16 protein-coding genes are annotated in these 16,890 nt (G+C 70.4%); 9 read left to right on the plus strand and 7 right to left on the minus strand.

Going from position 1 to position 16,890, the window contains the following annotated elements; translation table 11 throughout:
• Window positions 1–131 precede the first annotated feature (131 nt).
• Both OG371_RS10400 and OG371_RS10405 read right to left on the minus strand, forming a co-directional pair.
• Entirely contained in the window at window positions 132–1,799 is a 1,668-nt protein-coding gene (locus OG371_RS10400; RefSeq protein ID WP_329067969.1) for an ABC transporter substrate-binding protein, read from the minus strand.
• Window positions 1,800–2,026: 227 nt separating this feature from the next.
• Window positions 2,027–3,232, minus strand: a complete 1,206-nt coding sequence (locus tag OG371_RS10405; protein WP_329067971.1) for an ROK family transcriptional regulator — start codon at window positions 3,230–3,232, stop codon at window positions 2,027–2,029.
• A 121-nt stretch (window positions 3,233–3,353) separates the two neighbouring features.
• Between OG371_RS10405 and OG371_RS10410 the strand changes: the two genes are divergently transcribed.
• From OG371_RS10410 to OG371_RS10420, 3 genes are all read left to right on the plus strand, one after another.
• Window positions 3,354–4,592 (plus strand): ROK family transcriptional regulator, encoded by a 1,239-nt coding sequence (locus OG371_RS10410; protein WP_329067973.1) that lies wholly within the window; start codon window positions 3,354–3,356, stop codon window positions 4,590–4,592.
• Window positions 4,593–4,950: 358 nt separating this feature from the next.
• A complete protein-coding gene (locus OG371_RS10415; protein ID WP_442876096.1) occupies window positions 4,951–6,192 on the plus strand; it encodes a family 16 glycosylhydrolase in 1,242 nt (413 codons plus the stop codon).
• 28 nt (window positions 6,193–6,220) lie between these two features.
• Window positions 6,221–7,579: a ricin-type beta-trefoil lectin domain protein gene (locus OG371_RS10420; RefSeq protein WP_329067978.1), complete on the plus strand. Its 1,359-nt coding sequence runs from the start codon at window positions 6,221–6,223 to the stop codon at window positions 7,577–7,579.
• A 338-nt stretch (window positions 7,580–7,917) separates the two neighbouring features.
• Here OG371_RS10420 and OG371_RS10425 read toward each other — a convergent pair whose 3' ends face one another.
• On the minus strand, window positions 7,918–8,604 hold the full coding sequence (locus OG371_RS10425; RefSeq protein WP_329067980.1) for a GntR family transcriptional regulator: 687 nt from the start codon (window positions 8,602–8,604) through the stop codon (window positions 7,918–7,920).
• 123 nt (window positions 8,605–8,727) lie between these two features.
• On the opposite strand from OG371_RS10425, the gene OG371_RS10430 reads away from it, so the two are divergent.
• The 6 genes from OG371_RS10430 to OG371_RS10455 all read left to right on the plus strand — a co-directional run bounded on the left by OG371_RS10430 (window position 8,728) and on the right by OG371_RS10455 (window position 13,897).
• Window positions 8,728–10,005, plus strand: coding sequence for an MFS transporter (locus OG371_RS10430; RefSeq protein ID WP_329067981.1), 1,278 nt, complete (start codon window positions 8,728–8,730; stop codon window positions 10,003–10,005).
• Window positions 10,002–10,796, plus strand: coding sequence for a putative hydro-lyase (locus OG371_RS10435; RefSeq protein ID WP_329067983.1), 795 nt, complete (start codon window positions 10,002–10,004; stop codon window positions 10,794–10,796). Before OG371_RS10430 ends, OG371_RS10435 begins: the two co-directional genes overlap by 4 nt.
• Window position 10,797: 1 nt before the next feature.
• Entirely contained in the window at window positions 10,798–11,547 is a 750-nt protein-coding gene (locus OG371_RS10440) for a LamB/YcsF family protein (protein WP_329067985.1), read from the plus strand.
• Window positions 11,544–12,149 carry a 5-oxoprolinase subunit B family protein gene (locus tag OG371_RS10445; protein WP_329067987.1) on the plus strand — a complete coding sequence of 202 codons (606 nt, stop codon included), beginning with the start codon at window positions 11,544–11,546 and terminating at the stop codon, window positions 12,147–12,149. Before OG371_RS10440 ends, OG371_RS10445 begins: the two co-directional genes overlap by 4 nt.
• Window positions 12,150–12,405: 256 nt before the next feature.
• Window positions 12,406–13,263, plus strand: coding sequence for a biotin-dependent carboxyltransferase family protein (locus tag OG371_RS10450; RefSeq protein ID WP_329067989.1), 858 nt, complete (start codon window positions 12,406–12,408; stop codon window positions 13,261–13,263).
• Between the two features lie 121 nt (window positions 13,264–13,384).
• Window positions 13,385–13,897, plus strand: a complete 513-nt coding sequence (locus OG371_RS10455; protein WP_329067991.1) for a winged helix-turn-helix domain-containing protein — start codon at window positions 13,385–13,387, stop codon at window positions 13,895–13,897.
• On the opposite strand, the gene OG371_RS10460 is transcribed toward OG371_RS10455, so the two are convergent.
• From OG371_RS10460 to OG371_RS10475, 4 genes are all read right to left on the minus strand, one after another.
• Window positions 13,866–14,489 (minus strand): alpha-ketoglutarate-dependent dioxygenase AlkB family protein, encoded by a 624-nt coding sequence (locus OG371_RS10460; RefSeq protein ID WP_329072990.1) that lies wholly within the window; start codon window positions 14,487–14,489, stop codon window positions 13,866–13,868. The genes OG371_RS10455 and OG371_RS10460 overlap by 32 nt on opposite strands.
• Window positions 14,486–15,541 carry an alcohol dehydrogenase catalytic domain-containing protein gene (locus tag OG371_RS10465; protein WP_329067993.1) on the minus strand — a complete coding sequence of 352 codons (1,056 nt, stop codon included), beginning with the start codon at window positions 15,539–15,541 and terminating at the stop codon, window positions 14,486–14,488. The genes OG371_RS10460 and OG371_RS10465 overlap by 4 nt, the downstream gene beginning before the upstream one ends.
• Window positions 15,542–15,596: 55 nt before the next feature.
• A complete protein-coding gene (locus OG371_RS10470; protein WP_329067995.1) occupies window positions 15,597–15,947 on the minus strand; it encodes a transcriptional regulator in 351 nt (116 codons plus the stop codon).
• A gap of 75 nt (window positions 15,948–16,022) precedes the next feature.
• Window positions 16,023–16,844, minus strand: coding sequence for an LLM class flavin-dependent oxidoreductase (locus tag OG371_RS10475; RefSeq protein WP_329067997.1), 822 nt, complete (start codon window positions 16,842–16,844; stop codon window positions 16,023–16,025).
• Window positions 16,845–16,890 lie beyond the last annotated feature (46 nt).

The following is a 16,890-nucleotide window of genomic DNA, read 5'->3' on the forward strand; positions in this document are numbered from 1 at the left end:
GCTTCCCGGTCGGCCACCGCGTCCTCGGTGGCCACTGCGCCTTCAATGGACCCAGTGCCTTCAATGGACCCAGTGCCTTCAATGGACCCAGTGCCTTCAAGAGACCCGGCGTTGTTCTCTTCCGCCATAGGTCAGGCCGCGGGCTTCAGGTGCAGGACGATGTCCAGTGCGTTGCGCAGGGTCGGCTGCGCGGGGCCGTACTGGTTGTTCTCGTCCGGCCAGCCGGTCCAGTTGCGGGTGCTGTACTCGCCACCGGAGTTGGCCGCCATCAGCGGGATCATCGGCTGCTCGCTGATCATGATCTGCTGCAGCGTGGCCATCGCCGTGGCGCGGCTCGCGTCATCGGGGGCGTTGGCGTAGGTCTGCAGCGCGGCGGTCGCGGCGTCGTTCTTGTACCGGCCGTAGTTGCCGTTGATGCCGCCCTGGCCGGTCGGCTTGTAGCGGTTGCCGTCCATCACGTCGCGGTACATGTCGTACGGCGAAGCACCGTCGTTGGTCCAGTGCAGCACGCCCTCGAAGTCGCCGGTGTCGACCGACTTCGTCCACGCGTCCTGGTTCATCTTGTCGACCGTGGCGGTGATGCCGATCTGCGCCAGGTTGTCCTTGATGATCTCCAGGTCGGTGATGTAGTCCGACCAGCCGGACGGCACCGACAGCTTGAGCGTGACCGGCTTGCCGGTCGGGTCCACGAGCTGGTTGCCGTTGAGCTTGAAGCCCGCGCCGGTGAGCTGCGCCTTGGCCGCGGCCACGTCGACCTTCACGGTCTGGCCCTTGTACTGCGGCGCGATCCACGAGTCGCCCGCCGGCGACGGGATGCCGGTGACCTGGTCGTCCTTCGGGTAGAAGTAGCCGGCCTCGCCCTGGTTGAAGATGTCGTCGCGGTTGATCACCTTGTTGATGGCCTGGCGCAGCGTGACGTTGTTCCACGGCGCCTTCTCGGTGTTGAACCACAGGCCGTGCACGGCGAGCTGCGCCGGGAACCACAGCTTGTAGTGCTGCGGGTCCTTGTTCATGTAGACCGTCTTGTAGTTCGGGATGAAGACGAAGCTCCACTCGGCCGCGCCACTGGTCAGCGCCGAGACCTGCGCGTTGTTGTCGTTGTAGGAGGTGTAGCGGATCTCCTTGACCTTCGGCGCTTCCTGCCAGTAGCCGGTGCGCTGCGAGACGGTGATGGTCTGCGGCGTGAACGACTTCAGCGTGTACGGGCCGGTGCCCACCGGGTTCTTCACGGTGTCGGTGGTCGGGTCCTTGATCGCCGACCACAGGTGCTTGGGCACCACGATGGTCTGGAGGATCTTGACCTGGTTGACGAACTGCGAGTTGTCGAAGCCGAGGGTGACCTGGTTCCCACTGGCGGTGATGTCCTTGTACGGGACCGAGTCGATGTTCAGCGCCTTGTTGTCGCGCAGCAGCTGGAACGTGTACGCCACGTCGTCGCCGGTCATCGGCGTGCCGTCGGAGAACTTCACCCCGTCACGGATGGTCAGGACCAATTTCTTGTAGTTGTCCGACCAGTCCCATTTCGTGGCCAGCCAGGGCTTGCCGGGATCCTGCGGCTTGACCCGGTTGAGCATCACCAGGGGCTCGTAGATCACGTACCGGTAGCCCAGCGAGGCGGCCGCCGAGGTCTCCAGGAACGGGTTGTTGTTCTCGGCCTGCGGGCCGTTCGGCATGCCGACGTTCAACACGGCCGCGGCGTTGCCGCCCCCGGCGTTCGTCGAGCCGCCGCCACAGGCCGCGAGCATTATTGCCGCCACCACGGCGGCGAGCGCTGCGACGATGGAGCGCTTGACTCGCATTCGTCCTCCTAGGTCCGGAAACGGGTCCTGCTGCTGCGGGCCTCGCCCCCGCCCCCGTCATCAACTGACTCCAGGGCCCGGACCGGCCGCACGACAGGAGGAGTCAACCCGGGTGACTCGGGTCACGTCAATAACACGGCGGTAACATTTTGTACCTAAGTTTAAGTACTAAAAGAAAGGGTCACACTCAGTGGCCGGCTGTCGAACCCCTTGCCCGGCAAGGAATTTCAGCCGGCGGAAGGGCCGCCCGAGGTCAGCAGCGCCGCCACCGGCAGGGTAGCGGCGCCGAGGGCCACCGCCTCCGGGCCGAGCTGGCCGAGCTCCACCAGCGTGCTCTCGGCGAGGTAGCCGAGCGCGTGCCGGGCGGCGGCGTCGCGCACGTGCGCGAGGATCGCCGGGCCCATCACCGCCCCGGCCGAGCCGGCCAGCACCACCCGGTCCGGGGCCAGCAGGTTGATCAGGTTGGCGATGCCGATGCCCAGGTACTCGCCGGTTTCCGCGAGGGTGTCGGCGGCCGGCCCCGGCACCCCGGCACGGGCCACGACCTCCGCGAGCCGCGCCTCGCTCTCGACGCCGAGCACCGGCTCCGCGCCGGGCGCCTCGCTGTACCGGCGCACCACCGCCTCCGTGCCGACGTACGCCTCCAGGCAGCCGCGCGAGCCGCAGCGGCAGGCCGCCCCCGCCGCCTGGACGACGGTGTGCCCCCATTCGCTGGTGGTGATCCCGGGGAACGAACCGCCGCCGGTCACGAAGGCCGCGCCGACGCCCACCCCGAGCAACGCGATCACCGCGCGTTCCGAACCCCGGCCGGCGCCGCGCCACATCTCGGCCTGCCCCAGCGTGCGGGCCCGGTTGTCCAAGTGCAGCGGCGCGGCGGCGAATTGCAAGTGGGCGCGCAGCAGATCGGCGAACGCGACGCCGGCCCAGCCGAGCGTCGGCGCGTGCACGATGCCGCCGTCACGCACCGCGCCGGGCACCCCGACGCCGACGCCGAACACCCCCGCCGCGTCCGCGCCGCTGTCGGCCAGCACCTCGGCCACGCCCGTGCGCACGAGTTCCACGACCTCGACCGGGTCCAGGCTGGTGCCGTCCAGCGGGTGCTGCACCGTCGCGAGCGTCTCCAGCGCGCAGTCGAACAGGCCCACCCGCACGTGCGTCTCGCCGACGTCCACGCCCACGACCTGGCCGTATTCGGGCCGGACCCGCAGCAGCGTGCGCGGACGGCCGCCGTCGGACTCGACCGAGCCCGCCTCCGCCACTACCCCGTCGCCGATCAGCTCGGCCACCACGTTCGTCACGGTCGCCGGGCTGAGCCCGGACTCGGCGACCAGCTCCAGCCTGCTGACCGGGCCCCGCAGGTAGAGCGACGACAGGAGCACCGCCCGGTTGTGCCGCCTCAGATCCCGGGTCGTCTGCCGCAACACCCTCGTCACCCAGGGGATTCTGCCAGACGACCAGACGTTCGGGACTTAGTTCACTAGTTAATACATGGCAACAACTTACGGTGATCAGGCATTCTGGTGTCGGGACACTTCAAGGGCCGGATGGGCATACATGGTTAGCAAGCGCACCACCGTCCGCGATCTGCGGCGGCACAACCGTTCCCTGCTGCTGTCGAAACTGTACTTCGACGGCCCGCTTTCGCGACACGAGCTGAGCCGGCTCACCGGCCTGTCGGCCGCCACGGTCAGCAATGTGACCGCGGAGCTGGGCGAGGAACGGCTGATCACCGAGGCCGGGCTGGTGGAATCCGACGGCGGGCGGCCGCGGGTGCTGCTGCGCGTGGACCCGGCGTACGGGCACGTCGCGGGCGTCGACATCGGCGAGACGGGCGTGCGGGTGGAGCTGTTCGACCTCGCGATGCAGCGCCTGGCGCTGGTGGAGCACGAGCTGTCGCCGGCGCGCACCGAGCCGGGCGCCGTGGTGGCCGCCGTGGTGTCGGGACTCCGCGAGGTGATCGCGACCGCGGAGGTCGAGGAGAGCGCGGTGCTGGGCGTCGGCGTCGGCGTGCCGGGCACCGTCGAACAGGGCGAACGGGTGCTCGTGCACGCCCCGACCATCGGCTGGGACGCCGTGGCGCTGGGCGAAGAGCTGCGCGCGGCCGGCATCGACCTTCCGCTGTTCATCGACAACGGCGCCAAGACCCAGGGCCAGGCCGAGATGTGGTTCGGCGCCGGCCGCGGGGCCCGGCACGCGGTGATAGTGCTCATCGGCTCCGGCGTCGGCGCCGCCGTGATCGCGGACGGCGTCACCTACCGCGGCTCCACCAGCAGCGCCGGCGAATGGGGCCACACCACCATCGTCTACGGCGGGCAGGCCTGCCGTTGCGGCTCGCACGGCTGCCTCGAGGCGTACATCGGCGCGGAGGCGATCCTGGAGCGGTACCGCCGGGCGCGCGGCAAGCCCGCCGGCGGTGACAACGAGCAGGACCAGCTGGCCGCACTGCTGGGCGCGGTGCCGAAGTCGAAGACCGCGCAGAAGGTGATCGAGGAGACGGCCGGCTACCTCGGCGCCGGCATCGCCAACCTGATCAACCTGTTCAACCCGGAGCGCATCGTCGTCGGCGGCTGGGTCGGCCTGGCGCTGGGCGAGGACCTGCTGCCGCTGGTCCGCTCGACCGCGGCCGCCCACGCGCTGCGCCACCCCTTCGGCCAGACCACGATCCGGCTGGCCCAGCTCGGCCTGGACGCGGTGGCCACCGGCGCCGCCACCCTGCCGGTCGCCGATCTGCTGGAGCAGGGCGCCGACCCGCGGCTGCGGGCCAAGTCCGCGGACCGGACCGGCGTCGCCTGAGCCGCTCGTGAGTGTTCATGCCGGTTAGAACCGTCATCAACACTCACGAGCAGTGCCAGCGCGACGACCGGGGGTAACTCCCCAGCCTTAATTCGAGTTAAAAATTTTCGTCCAGCGGAGCATTGCCGCAAGTGGTCCGGACCATGCATACTTCTCTTACTTTGTTGGCCGCCACAACAAAGTAAGCCCTTGGTTGGTCCCCACCGACCGCCCGCCTGCGGTCCACCCCGAGTGGACACGAAGCGCCCGGCCGGAAACCGCCGCGGCCCGATCCCGGCCGCGAATCTCCTCCGCCCCGCCGCGTTTTCGTGCTGCGCGCGTGAAAGCGCGGTCCCCTCCTCAGACCGAGGTGACGATGATGTCCTTCACGCGCTCACTCAGACGTACCCGCTGGGCCGGGCTCTTCGCCGCGGCCGCCTTGCTGACCCTCGCGGTCCAAGTCGCGCCCGCCGCCATCGCCCCACCCGAAGCGTCGGCCGCGGCCAGCTTCACCGACGACTTCAACGGCCCGGCGGGCAGCCCCGCCGACCCCTCGAAGTGGAACTACGAAACCGGCGACAACGTCAACAACCACGAGCGGGAGTACTACACCTCCGGCACGAACAACGCCGCGCTCGACGGCCAGGGCCACCTGGTCATCACGGCCAAGAAAGAGAACCCCGGCAACTACAACTGCTGGTACGGCCGTTGCGAGTACACCTCCGCGCGCCTGAACACCTCGGGCAAGTTCAGCCAGGCCTACGGCCACTTCGAGACCCGCATGAAGCTGCCGCGCGGGCAGGGCATGTGGCCGGCGTTCTGGATGCTCGGCGGCGGGAACTGGCCGACCGACGGCGAGATCGACGTGATGGAGAACGTCGGCTTCGAGCCGAACACCGTGCACGGCACCATCCACGGCCCCGGCTACTCCGGCGCCAACGGCATCGGCGCGGCCTACAACGGCCCGAACTTCTCCGACGACTTCCACACCTACGCCGTGGACTGGTCGCCGAACAAGATCGTCTGGTCGGTCGACGGCAACGCCTACCAGACCCGCACCCCGGCCGATCTGAACGGCAACCGCTGGGTCTACGACCACAACTTCTTCGTCATCATGAACCTGGCGGTCGGCGGCTACTGGCCCGGCGACCCGAACAGCAGCACGCAGTTCCCGCAGCAGCTGGTCGTGGACTACGTGCACGTGACCACCGACAGCGGTGGCGGCACCCCGCCGTCCGGCCGCACCGGGACGATCACCGGCATCGGCGGCAAGTGCGTCGACGTCGCCGGCGCGAGCAGCGCCAACAACACGCCCATCCAGATCACCGACTGCAACGGCAACGCGGCCCAGAGCTGGACCGTCAGCACCGACGGCACCCTGCGCGCGCTGGGCAAGTGCATGGACGTCACGGGAGCGTCCACAGCGGACGGTGCACAGGTCCAGCTGTACGACTGCAACAACACCAGCGCCCAGCAATGGGTGGTCACCGCGGCCCACGACATCGTCAACCCGGCAGCCAACAAATGCTTGGACGCCACCGGAAACAGCTCCGCCAACGGCACCCGCCTCCAGATCTGGACCTGCGGCGGCGGGGCCAACCAGAAGTGGACCGCGCCCTGATCCCGCTTTGCCCGGCAAGGAGAACCTGATGAGACGAAGAGCCCTTCTGGCGATCGGCGGCCTGCTGGCCGCGACCGTCGTCACCCTGATCCCGGCCAGCGCGCAGGCCGCCACCGGCACGATCACCGGCATCGGCGGCAAGTGCGTCGACGTCGCCGGCGCCAGCAGCGCCAACGGCACCCCGATCCAGATCACCGACTGCAACGGCAATGCCGCGCAGCAGTGGAACGTCGGCAGCGACGGCACGATCCGCGCCCTCGGCAAGTGCATGGACGTCACGGGAGCGTCCACAGCGGACGGTGCACAAGTCCAGCTGTACGACTGCAACAACACCAGCGCCCAGCAATGGGTGGTCACCGCGGCCCACGACATCGTCAACCCGGCAGCCAACAAATGCTTGGACGCCACCGGAAACAGCTCCGCCAACGGCACCCGCCTCCAGATCTGGACCTGCGGCGGTGGCGCCAACCAGAAGTGGACCGCGCCCGGCGGCGGCACGACCCCGCCGCCGTCGTCCGGCGCCATGGCCGTCGCCCCGTACCTCTACAACGGCTGGGGCAGCCCGCCGAACCCGTCCACGATCACCAACGCGACCGGCGTCAAGTGGTTCACGCTCGCTTTTGTGCTGTCCAACGGTTACTGCAACCCGCAGTGGGACGGCGCGCGGGCGTTGACCGGCGGTGTGGACCAGGGCACGGTCAACACCGTGCGCGCCGGGGGCGGCGACATCATCCCGTCGTTCGGCGGTTACAGCGGCAACAAGCTGGAATCGTCCTGCGGCAGCGCGGGTGAGCTGGCCGGGGCGTACCAGAAGGTGATCAGCGCGTACGGCCTGAAGGCGATCGACATCGACATCGAGGCCGACGCCTACAGCAACCCGACCGTGCAGCAGCGCACCGTCGACGCGCTGAAGACCATCCGGGCCAGCAACTCCGGCATCAAGATCTACGTCACCTTCGGCACCGGGACCAACGGGCCGGACTCGAGCCTGGTCAACCGGGCCGCTTCATCCGGACTGACCGTGGACGGCTGGGTGATCATGCCGTTCGACTTCGGCGGCGCCGGGCAGAACATGGGCACGCTGACCACGCGCGCGGCGGAGGGGCTGAAGACGGTCGTCAAGAACGCCTACGGCTACACCGACGACAACGCGTACCGGCACATGGGCATCTCGTCCATGAACGGGGTCACGGACCAGAACGAAATCGTCACCGTGGCGGACTTCGGCACCATCCTGGGTTACGCGAACCAGCACCACCTGGCGCGCCTGACCTTCTGGTCCGCCAACCGCGACCGGCCCTGCACCGGCGGCCCGGCGGACAGCTGTTCCGGGGTGTCCCAGCAGGCTTGGGACTACACCAGGGCTTTCGCCTCGTACACCGGCTGAATCCCGAAGATCTGACTGTCCTGATCGGACGGTCGTAACGCAGACGGCGGACCGTGTGCTCCCCCCTGGCTCACGGTCCGCCGCTGCCCTCCACCATCTCCCTGGCCGCGAGGCGCCGGACCGCCCTGGGGCGACCAGGTGCGATCCGGCGCTTCGAGGTCCCGCGCCCCGGCTGGGGGCCCAGGGCCCGGGACGGCTTCGAATCACGCGACCTGCCGCCGACGGTAGCCAGCCCCGCCCCCCGCGGCAGGCACCCGGGCGCCGGACGACCCGATCGGACACCGGCGAATGCCCCTCCGTGCGGAGTTTCGCCAGGTGAAGCAACTTCACGCGGGGCCTCAGCGTTCCGCGTACGCCTCCACCAGCTGGGCCTCCGCGTCGGTGAGGTACTTCTCCAGCAGCTCCGCCGTGCGGGCCCCGTCCCCGGCCTCGAGCGGCACCAGGATCTCGTGGTTGCGCGGCAGGTAGCGCTCGTGGAACCGGCGCGGGTCGGCCATCACGTGGAAGACCAGCCGCAGCTCGGCGGCCAGGCCCTGCATCAGCTCGGCCACGCGCTCGCTGCCGGTGAGCGCCACCAGCTCGCGGTGGAACCGGATGTTGGCCGTGCCGAGGTCCTGCCAGCGCCCGTGCCGCGCGGCGAGGTCGCCGTCCGCCACGGTGCCCGCGATCTTGGCGTACGAGGCGGGCTTGGCCGTGATCCCGCGGACGGCGGCGCATTCGACGATCTTGCGCACCCGGTAGATGTCGCGCACGTCCTCGACCGTCGGCACACGGACGAACACCCCGCGGTTGAGCTCGTGGGTGAGCAGCCGCTCGTGGGTCAGCAGGCGGAACGCCTCGCGCAGCGTGTTGCGGGAGACGCCGAGCGCGTTGCCGATGTCCTGCTCGGAAAGCCGGCCGCCGGGCAGGAAGAAGCCCTCGGCGATGCGGGTGCGCAGCACTCCCGCGACCCGCTCCGCCGTGCTCGTGCGGCTGAGCAGTCCGCGGTCGGCTTCCAGGCCCAAGGGGGCGTCCTCGTTGACCACGGCACCAGCCTAGCCAGCTGGATGAGAACAATGCAATCAGAGTCTTGTGGGATTGTTGAACGATCCGTACGGTGGTGGCCATGTGACCCGTGCCACGATGAGTGCTCCCCTGCGAGGTTCCCCATGAACGTGACAGCCAGCTCCGCCACCACCCCGGCCCGGCCGTTCGACTGGTTCCATTCCCTTGGCCACAAGGGAAAACGCGCGTTCTTCGGCGCGTTCGGCGGCTACGGCCTCGACTCCTTCGACTACCAGACCCTGCCGTTCGGCCTGGCCGCGATCACCGCGTACTTCGGCATCTCCTCGGGCGAGGCCGGCCTGCTGGGCACGACCACACTGGTGGTGTCCGCGATCGGCGGCATCGGCGCCGGCGTGCTGGCCGACCGGATCGGCCGCGTCCGCACCCTTCAGCTGACGATCGCGATGTACACGATCTTCACCGTGCTCTGCGGCTTCGCGCCGAACTTCGAGACGCTGCTGGTCCTGCGCGGCCTGCAGGGCCTCGGCTTCGGCGGCGAGTGGGCGGTGGGCGCCGCGCTGGTCGCGGAGTACTGCCAGTCCCGTTACCGCGGCCGCACCGTCGCGTTCGTGCAGAGCGCTTGGGCCGTCGGCTGGGGCCTGCTGGTGATCGTCTACACGGTGCTGTTCAGCGTGCTCGACGAAGCCATCGCGTGGCGCGTGCTGTTCTGGGTCGGCGTGATCCCGGCACTGCTCGTGCTGTGGCTGAGGCGCAGCGTGGAGGACGCGCCGGCGGTCACGGAACGGCGGAAGAAGGCCCGGGTCCGCGGCTCGCTCGCCGGGATCTTCCGGCCGGGCCTGCTGCGCACGACGCTGTTCGCCGCGCTGCTCGCGACCGGCGTCCAGGGCGGCTACTACACGCTGTTCACCTGGATGCCGAACTACCTGAAGGTCAGCCGCGGCCTGTCCGTGGTCGGCACCGGCGGGTACTTCGCGCTGCTGATCCCGGGCGCGTTCGTCGGCTACGTCTGCGGTGGTTACCTCGCGGACCTGTTGGGGCGCAAGAAGACCTTCCTGCTCTTCTCGGTGCTCTCGGCGGTGCTGATCCTGCTGTTCGTGCAGCTGCCGTACGGCGCGAACGGGCTGATGCTGCTGATCAGCTTCCCGCTCGGCTTCTCGACGTCGGCGATCTTCAGTGGCTTCGGCGCCTACCTCGCGGAGCTGTACCCGAGCGAGCTGCGCGCCACCGGGCAGGGCTTCACGTACAACTTCGGCCGCGCGGTGGGCGCGGCGTTCCCGGCCGTGGTCGGGTTCATGGGGGCGGGCGGCGCGATCGCGCTCGGCGCCGTCGGCTACGTCATCGCGGCGCTCGCGCTGCTCGGGCTGCCCGAGACCCGCGGCACCGAACTGCCGGAAAGCGTTGTCGCACAGGAGGGATCATGACCACGTTCGAGAACCCGGCGACGCTCGCGCCGTCCGCCGCCCGCGCGCTGTTCCGCGCCGGCACCGAACAGCCGACCACCGGCTGGGCGTCCGGGTACACGCAGGCGAACCTGATCGCCGTCCCGCAGGACTGGGCCGAGGACGTGCAGCTGTTCTGCCACCGCAACCCGCAGGCCTGCCCGGTGCTCGACGTCAGCGCGCCCGGCGACCCGGCCACCCGGCTCGCGCCCGGCGCGGACCTGCGCACCGACCTGCCGCGTTACCGGATCTGGCACAACGGCGTGCTCACCGGCGAGGTGACGGACGCGACCGGCTTGTGGCGAAGCGACATGGTGGCGTTCTCGATCGGCTGCAGCTTCACGTTCGAGACGGCGCTGCGGGCCGGGGGTGTGCCGCTGCGGCACGTGGACCAGGGCCGCAACGTCGCGATGTACGTGACGAACCGGCAGTGCGAACCCGCGGGACGGCTGCACGGGCCGATGGTGGTGTCGATGCGGCAGATCCCGGCCGAGCGCGTGGCGGACGCGGTGCGGCTCACCGCCGTGATGCCCGCGGTGCACGGGGCGCCGGTGCACGTCGGGGATCCGGCGGAGCTGGGCATCGCGGACCTGCAGCGGCCGGACTTCGGTGAAAGTGTCACTGCTGCCCCTGGTGACGTGCCGGTGTTCTGGGCCTGCGGCGTCACCCCGCAGGCTGCGCTGATGGCCTCGCGGCCACCGTTCGCCATCACGCACGCGCCGGGGTACATGCTCGTGACGGACAAGTTGGACAGCGACTACCGGGTGGACTGACATGGATCTCAACAGCGACCTCGGAGAGGGCTTCGGCGCCTGGAAAATGGGCGACGACGAAGCCATGCTCGACATCGTGACCAGCGCGAACGTCGCGTGCGGCTTCCACGCGGGCGACCCGGGCGTGATGCGGCGGGTGTGCGAGCGCGCGGCCGAGCGCGGCGTGACGATCGGCGCGCACGTGGGCTACCGCGACCTGGCCGGCTTCGGCCGTCGCGCCCTCGACATCGCCCCGGAAGACCTGGCCGACGACGTGCTGTACCAAATCGGCGCCCTGGACGCGTTCGCGCGCGCCGTCGGAACCAGCGTCCGCTATGTGAAGGCGCACGGCGCGCTGTACAACACGGCCGCAGTGGACGCGGAGCAGGCGGCGGCGCTCGTCGAGGGCGTACGCCGGTACGGCTCGGACCTGGCGCTGCTGTGCCCACCGGACTCGGAGATGCTGCACGCAGCAGTGGCGGCAGGCGTGACCGGCCACGCCGAGGCTTTCGCCGACCGCGCGTACACCCCGTCCGGACGCCTGGTGTCCCGCAAGGAACCGGGCGCGGTCCTGCACGACGCGGCGGCGGTCGCCACGCGCGCCGTGACGATGGCGACGACGGGCGAGGTGCTCGACGCTGACGGCGGAAAGCTCACGATGCGCGCGGATTCCCTTTGTGTGCACGGGGATACACCCGGCGCGGTGGAGCTGGCGCGGCGGATCCGGGAGTCGCTGGAGGCGGCGGGCGTGACGCTGGCGCCGTTCGCATGACTGAGGTTCTGCGGTATGGCGCTTCCGCGGCGCTGGTGGAGACGTCGGACGTGCTGGGTTTCCAGGCGGCGCTGGAACTTTCGCATCCGGTGGGTGTGGTGGAGCTGGTTCCGGCGGCGGCAACCCTGCTGGTGCGTTACGACCCTTCTTTGACTTCGTGGGACGCTTTGGCTTCGTTCTTGGGTGCCGTGTCCTCTGTGGACTCTTCTGCTGGTTCTTCCGCTGTGGTGACACTGCCTGTGCGCTATGACGGCGCGGATCTGGACGCCGTGGCTGCTGCTTCTTCCCTGACCGCGGCGGAGGTGGTACGGCTTCATTCGTCGGCCACGTATGTTGCGGCTTTTTGTGGTTTCGCGCCGGGTTTCGCTTACTTGACGGGCTTGGACCCGGCGCTGTGTCTACCGCGCCGCTCCACCCCGCGCACCCGCGTCCCGGCCGGCGCCGTCGCCATCGCGGGCGAGTACACGGCGGTGTACCCCCACCCGTCACCCGGTGGGTGGCATCTGCTGGGGCGCACTGACGCCCGGGTCTGGGACGTCGAGCGAGCCCAGCCGAACCTGCTGGAGCCGGGGACCCGGGTGCGGTTCGAGGTGCGTCGCTGATGGCCGCGGTGACGGGGGCTGGTGTCGCAATGGACCCGTTGGCGACCACCGGCCACCCAGAACTCACGGCGACCGGACTCCTCGCGACACCTCGACCGCTCAGGACTGGTGGCGATCGGCGTCGGACCGGTTCACGAAGCCCTGTCATGAGCGGTGAAGCCGAAATCCTCACGACTGGACCCCTTGCGACCGTCCGACACCGCGATCGCCCAGGGCTCACGGCGATCGGCGTCGGACCGGGGCACGGAGTCACACCATGAGCGGCAAAGCCGAAATCGTCAGCACCGGCCCGTTCGCGACCGTCCAGGATCTCGGCCGCCCGGGGCTGGCGGCGATCGGGGTCGGGCGGTCGGGGGCGGCGGACCGGGGTTCGCTGCGGCTGGCGAACCGGCTCGTCGGGAATCCGGAGGGGCATGCGGTGCTGGAGGTGACGTTGGGCGGGTTGCAGCTGCGCGTGTCGGAGCACGCGACCGTCGCTGTCACCGGGGCGGAGGTTCACGTACGCGCGGGACGGCGAGCGGCCGCGCCGAACTCGCCGATCGCGTTACGTCCCGGCGAAGAGCTGACGCTGGGCACAGCCGACCGCGGCCTGCGCAGTTACGTGGCGGTGCGCGGCGGCTTCGACGTCCGGCCGGTGCTCGGCGCGCGGGCCACCGACACCATGGGCCGGCTCGGCCCGCCGATGCTGACGCCCGGCATGACGCTGCCCATCGGCGACGTCACCGGCCCGCCGCCCGCCGTCGACCTGGCGCCTCGGGGCCGTCTGCCCGAGGAGCCCACGCTCCGCGTCACCCCGGGCCCCCGGCTGGATTGGTTCACGGCGGCCGCACTGTCCACATTGGTCAGCACGCCGTACACGGTGACGGCCGAACTCGACCGCATCGGCATCCGCCTCGCCGGCACCGCCCTCACCCGCGCCCGCGCCAGCGAACTCCAGCCGGAGGCCTGTGTGCCGGGTGCCCTGCAGGTCCCCCCGTCGGGCGTGCCGATCCTGTTCCTGGCCGACCATCCCGTAACGGGCGGTTATCCCGTCCCCGCCGTCGTCGAGGAGCCGGACCTGGACCTCGCCGCCCAACTCCGACCAGGCCAACGCCTGCGATTCACCTTGGCTTGACCCACCCGGCGGCCGTTCACCCTCGCTTGTGCGCTGTGGCTGTGATTCGCCCTCATCTAAGGCCCGCAGCCAGAGCTCACCTCCGGCCGAGGCCCCGGCCCCCCGCTTCCCGACTGGGCTCGTGCGCCGCGACATCCCCACCTACCTGGGCAAACACGGGGAGGCCAACTCGACGAGCGTCGCGCAGGCGCTCGGCGAGAGCACCGGGACGACGAGTTACCACCTGCGTAAACTGGCGGAGCTCGGGCTGATCACGGAGGTCGCCGAGCGGTCGGCGGGGCGGGAGCGGTGGTGGCGGTCCCTGATGACCAACATCTACACCCCGCCGGGCATCCCGATGAGCCCCGACGAGCGCGAGGCCGCGCTGCAGATCGGCGTGCTGAAGATGAGCCACGACCTGAACCTCGTCGTGCGCGCGTACGCCGGGTACGACGAGGCCGAGGGCTGGAACCAGACCTACCGCAGCGGCCTCACCCTGACAAAGGAACAGGTCAAAGACTTCGTCGAGGACTACCGCGCACTGCTGTGGAAGTACCACAACTCCGACAGCCCCGACGCCCGCGACATGGCCATCCGCCTGGTCGTCCTGCCCGAGGAAGAACTCACAACCCAGAAACCCGCAAAGTCAGGTTGAGCCGCCCCGTCAGCCCCAGCTCCGGCTCGGCCGTGCCAGGCAGCGTCTTCGGCACGCCGTGGTACGCCAGCCGCGAAGGACCGCCGAAAACGAACAGATCGCCGGAGCGCAGTTCGATGTCGGTGTAAGGACGGTTGCGGTTCTCCGTGTTGCCGAAGCGGAACACACACGTGTCGCCGAGGCTGAGAGACACCACCGGGTCCAGCGCGCGCTCGTCCTTGTCCTGGTGCTGGCCCATTTTGGCGGCGGCGTCGTAGAAGTTCACCAGCGCGACGTCCGGGCGATAGTCGACGGCGGCGCCGTACGCGTCGGCCAGCGCGCGCTGGCCGAGGTCGGCCAGCCAGTCCGGGAACGGCAGCACGGGCGAGCCGTCGTCGACCGTGCGCGTGTACCGGTACGGGCTCCAATGCCAGCCGAGGCAGACCGTCCGCACCGACATCACGCCGCCGCCGGGCAGGCGCGTCGCGCGGTAACCGCGCCAGCCGCGGCAGGCCTCGACCAGCTCGCGCTGCGCTTCGGGGTCCAGCCAGTCCGGCACGTGGACCGCCCCCGGCGCGACCTCCCGCCGCGGGCGGGGCAGCAGCTCCATCAGGGGAACTCGACCACGGTGACGCCAGCCTGCGCCGGCACCGGATCGTTCATCGCCTCGAGCGCGGCGGGCACGTCGTCCAGCCCGATCCGCTTGCCGACGAGCGCCGCGAGGTTGATGCCCGAGGTCTCGACGACGCTCAGCAGCTCCGGGTACTCGTACGCCGGCAGCCCGTGGATCCCGACGATCTCCAGCTCCCCGCCGATCACCCGGTGCATCGGAATCGGCGCGACGCCCTGGCCCGGCGGCATCAGCCCCGCCTGCACGTGACGGCCGCGCTTGCGCAGGCTGCCGACCGACGCGGCGCACGTCTGCGGCGAGCCGAGACAATCGAGCGAAACGTGCACGCCACCGTCGGTCAGGGAGCGGACGTGCGCGGCCACCTCCTCCGGCCCGTCGAACGCGCCGGCGTCGACGCTCAGCACGGCGCCGGAGCGCTCGGCCAGCGCGCGGGCGTGCGGCGAGACGTCCACGGCGACGACCTTCGCGCCCGCAGCCGCCGCGAGCAGCACCGCGGAGATGCCGACGCCGCCGCAGCCGTACACCGCCACCCACTGCCCGGCGCGCACGCCACCCTGGCGCAGCACCGCGCGGAACGCCGTCCCGAAACGGCAGCCGAGCGCCGCCGCCTCCACCGCGGACAGGCCGTCCGGCAACGCCACCAGGTTCGCCTGCGCGTGCTCGATGGCGACCAGCTCGGCGAACGAGCCCCAATGCGTGGCGCCGGGCTGGAACTGGTCGTCGCAGATCTGCTGGTCACCGCGGGCACACTGGGCGCAACTGCCGCAAGCGCACACGAACGGGACGGTCACGCGCGCGCCGACCGCCCAGCCCCGCACCCCTTCGCCGACCGCCGCGATCCGTCCGGCCAGCTCGTGCCCGGCGACGTGCGGCAGCGAGACGTCCGGGTCGTGCCCCTGCCAGGTGTGCCAGTCACTGCGGCAGACGCCAGTCGCGTCCACCGCGATGACCACCCCGCCCGGCGGCGCCACCGGGTCCGGCACCTCGATCACCTGGGGCAGCTGCCCGAACTCCTCGATCACCACGGCACGCATGCGCCCGATCGTAAGTGCCCCGGCTCAATGCGCCCCAATGTGGCGTTGGTCGCGCTCAGCCGAGCGGCGGTGCCGGCTGGTGGTACTGCCCGCGGGACCGCGGCGGGCCCAGCAGTCTGCGCAGCGAACCCTCCGGTACGCGGAGGATCTCCTCCAGATATCCGAGCGCCTGCAACGATTCCGGTCGTTCCGGACGGCAGCGGCCGGACTGCCAATGGCTCAGCGTCGCCAGGCTCAACGAGGTCCCGCGGCCCCGTAAGCGGTATCTGATGCGCTCCAGGCCGAGGCCGCGGGCCCGGATGGCCGCCCGCAACGCCTCGGCGAACGGTCCCACTTCGAGCAGCCGCCCGAGTTCCCGCTCCGCTTGCTCCCCCCGGTCGACTGTCGGTGTCCGCTGACCGGTCATGGTTAACACGCTCCGAACCAAGTCGCTCGAAAACACAGGAGCGTAGGCCGGTTCCGGGCTTGATCGGAAGGGCACTCACCCAGGTGCACGCAGCGGCCGGGCGATCGCGGCGAAGGGTTCCGCATAGCCGGAATTGACCGTGACGTAGGAAATCCCCCACCGTTCGCGCCAGCGGAGAAGGGTTTCCCCTGCCGCAGCCACGTTTTCCGGCAGGACCGTGACCGCGCCGCCCGCGACCAGCTCGGGCACGTCCACCCCGGCGAAGCGCGCGATGTGCGGTGCCGGCCGGTCCCCGATGGCCATCAGGTTCATGGACAGTTCGATGTCCGACAATCGGTTACCGGCCAGTTCGCGAAATGTGTCCACAATGGAGTCCGCCTCGGCCTCGGTGGTCCGGGGCAGCCAGGAGAGGGTGACGATGTCCGCCTCGCGGGCGGCGAGCGCGAGCATCTTCGGCCCGCTGCCGGCCAGCAGCAGGCGCGGCCGGTCCGGGGTTTCCTTCAGGAACGCGACGGTGTCGGCCAGACGCGCGATCCGTTCCCCCGGCGAGCCGAACGCGCGGCCCAGCGCTTGGGCGCGCACACCGGCGTCGGGACGGCCGACGCCGAGGCCGAGTTCGAAGCGGCCGCCGGTGCTCTGGTGCAGCGTGCGCACCGCCCAGCCGAGCTGCCGGTGGTCGCGGAACGGGTCGGCCAGCACAAACGTGCCGAGCGTGAGCCCGCTGGTCACGGCCGCGGCGGCCGGCACGAGCGTGAGCGGGTCGAGGTCGCCGACGGGGTCGGTGGCGAGCATGGTGTCGAGGCCCAGCTCCTCGAACCGGCGGGCCTGGGCGGTCCAGGTGGCCAGATCGGGGGCGAACCCGGAGACGATGCCGAAGCGGAACGGCTTGGTGGTCATGGACATCATCCTGGGCCCGCGAGGGGTGCGCGCACATCCGTCCGGC

Origin of the sequence: Amycolatopsis sp. NBC_01480 (genome assembly GCF_036227205.1) — a bacterium.
Taxonomy (GTDB): domain Bacteria; phylum Actinomycetota; class Actinomycetes; order Mycobacteriales; family Pseudonocardiaceae; genus Amycolatopsis.

What these genes read in the sequence shown, in the direction of transcription:
- OG371_RS10400 (WP_329067969.1), bottom strand. Translation starts at nt 1,799, where the DNA reads ATGCGAGTCAAGCGCTCCATCGTCGCAGCGCTCGCCGCCGTGGTGGCG.
- OG371_RS10410 (WP_329067973.1), top strand. Translation starts at nt 3,354, where the DNA reads ATGGTTAGCAAGCGCACCACCGTCCGCGATCTGCGGCGGCACAACCGT.
- OG371_RS10415 (WP_442876096.1), top strand. Translation starts at nt 4,951, where the DNA reads ATGTCCTTCACGCGCTCACTCAGACGTACCCGCTGGGCCGGGCTCTTC.
- OG371_RS10420 (WP_329067978.1), top strand. Translation starts at nt 6,221, where the DNA reads ATGAGACGAAGAGCCCTTCTGGCGATCGGCGGCCTGCTGGCCGCGACC.
- OG371_RS10430 (WP_329067981.1), top strand. Translation starts at nt 8,728, where the DNA reads ATGAACGTGACAGCCAGCTCCGCCACCACCCCGGCCCGGCCGTTCGAC.
- OG371_RS10435 (WP_329067983.1), top strand. Translation starts at nt 10,002, where the DNA reads ATGACCACGTTCGAGAACCCGGCGACGCTCGCGCCGTCCGCCGCCCGC.
- OG371_RS10440 (WP_329067985.1), top strand. Translation starts at nt 10,798, where the DNA reads ATGGATCTCAACAGCGACCTCGGAGAGGGCTTCGGCGCCTGGAAAATG.
- OG371_RS10445 (WP_329067987.1), top strand. Translation starts at nt 11,544, where the DNA reads ATGACTGAGGTTCTGCGGTATGGCGCTTCCGCGGCGCTGGTGGAGACG.
- OG371_RS10450 (WP_329067989.1), top strand. Translation starts at nt 12,406, where the DNA reads ATGAGCGGCAAAGCCGAAATCGTCAGCACCGGCCCGTTCGCGACCGTC.
- OG371_RS10465 (WP_329067993.1), bottom strand. Translation starts at nt 15,541, where the DNA reads ATGCGTGCCGTGGTGATCGAGGAGTTCGGGCAGCTGCCCCAGGTGATC.
- OG371_RS10470 (WP_329067995.1), bottom strand. Translation starts at nt 15,947, where the DNA reads ATGACCGGTCAGCGGACACCGACAGTCGACCGGGGGGAGCAAGCGGAG.
- OG371_RS10475 (WP_329067997.1), bottom strand. Translation starts at nt 16,844, where the DNA reads ATGACCACCAAGCCGTTCCGCTTCGGCATCGTCTCCGGGTTCGCCCCC.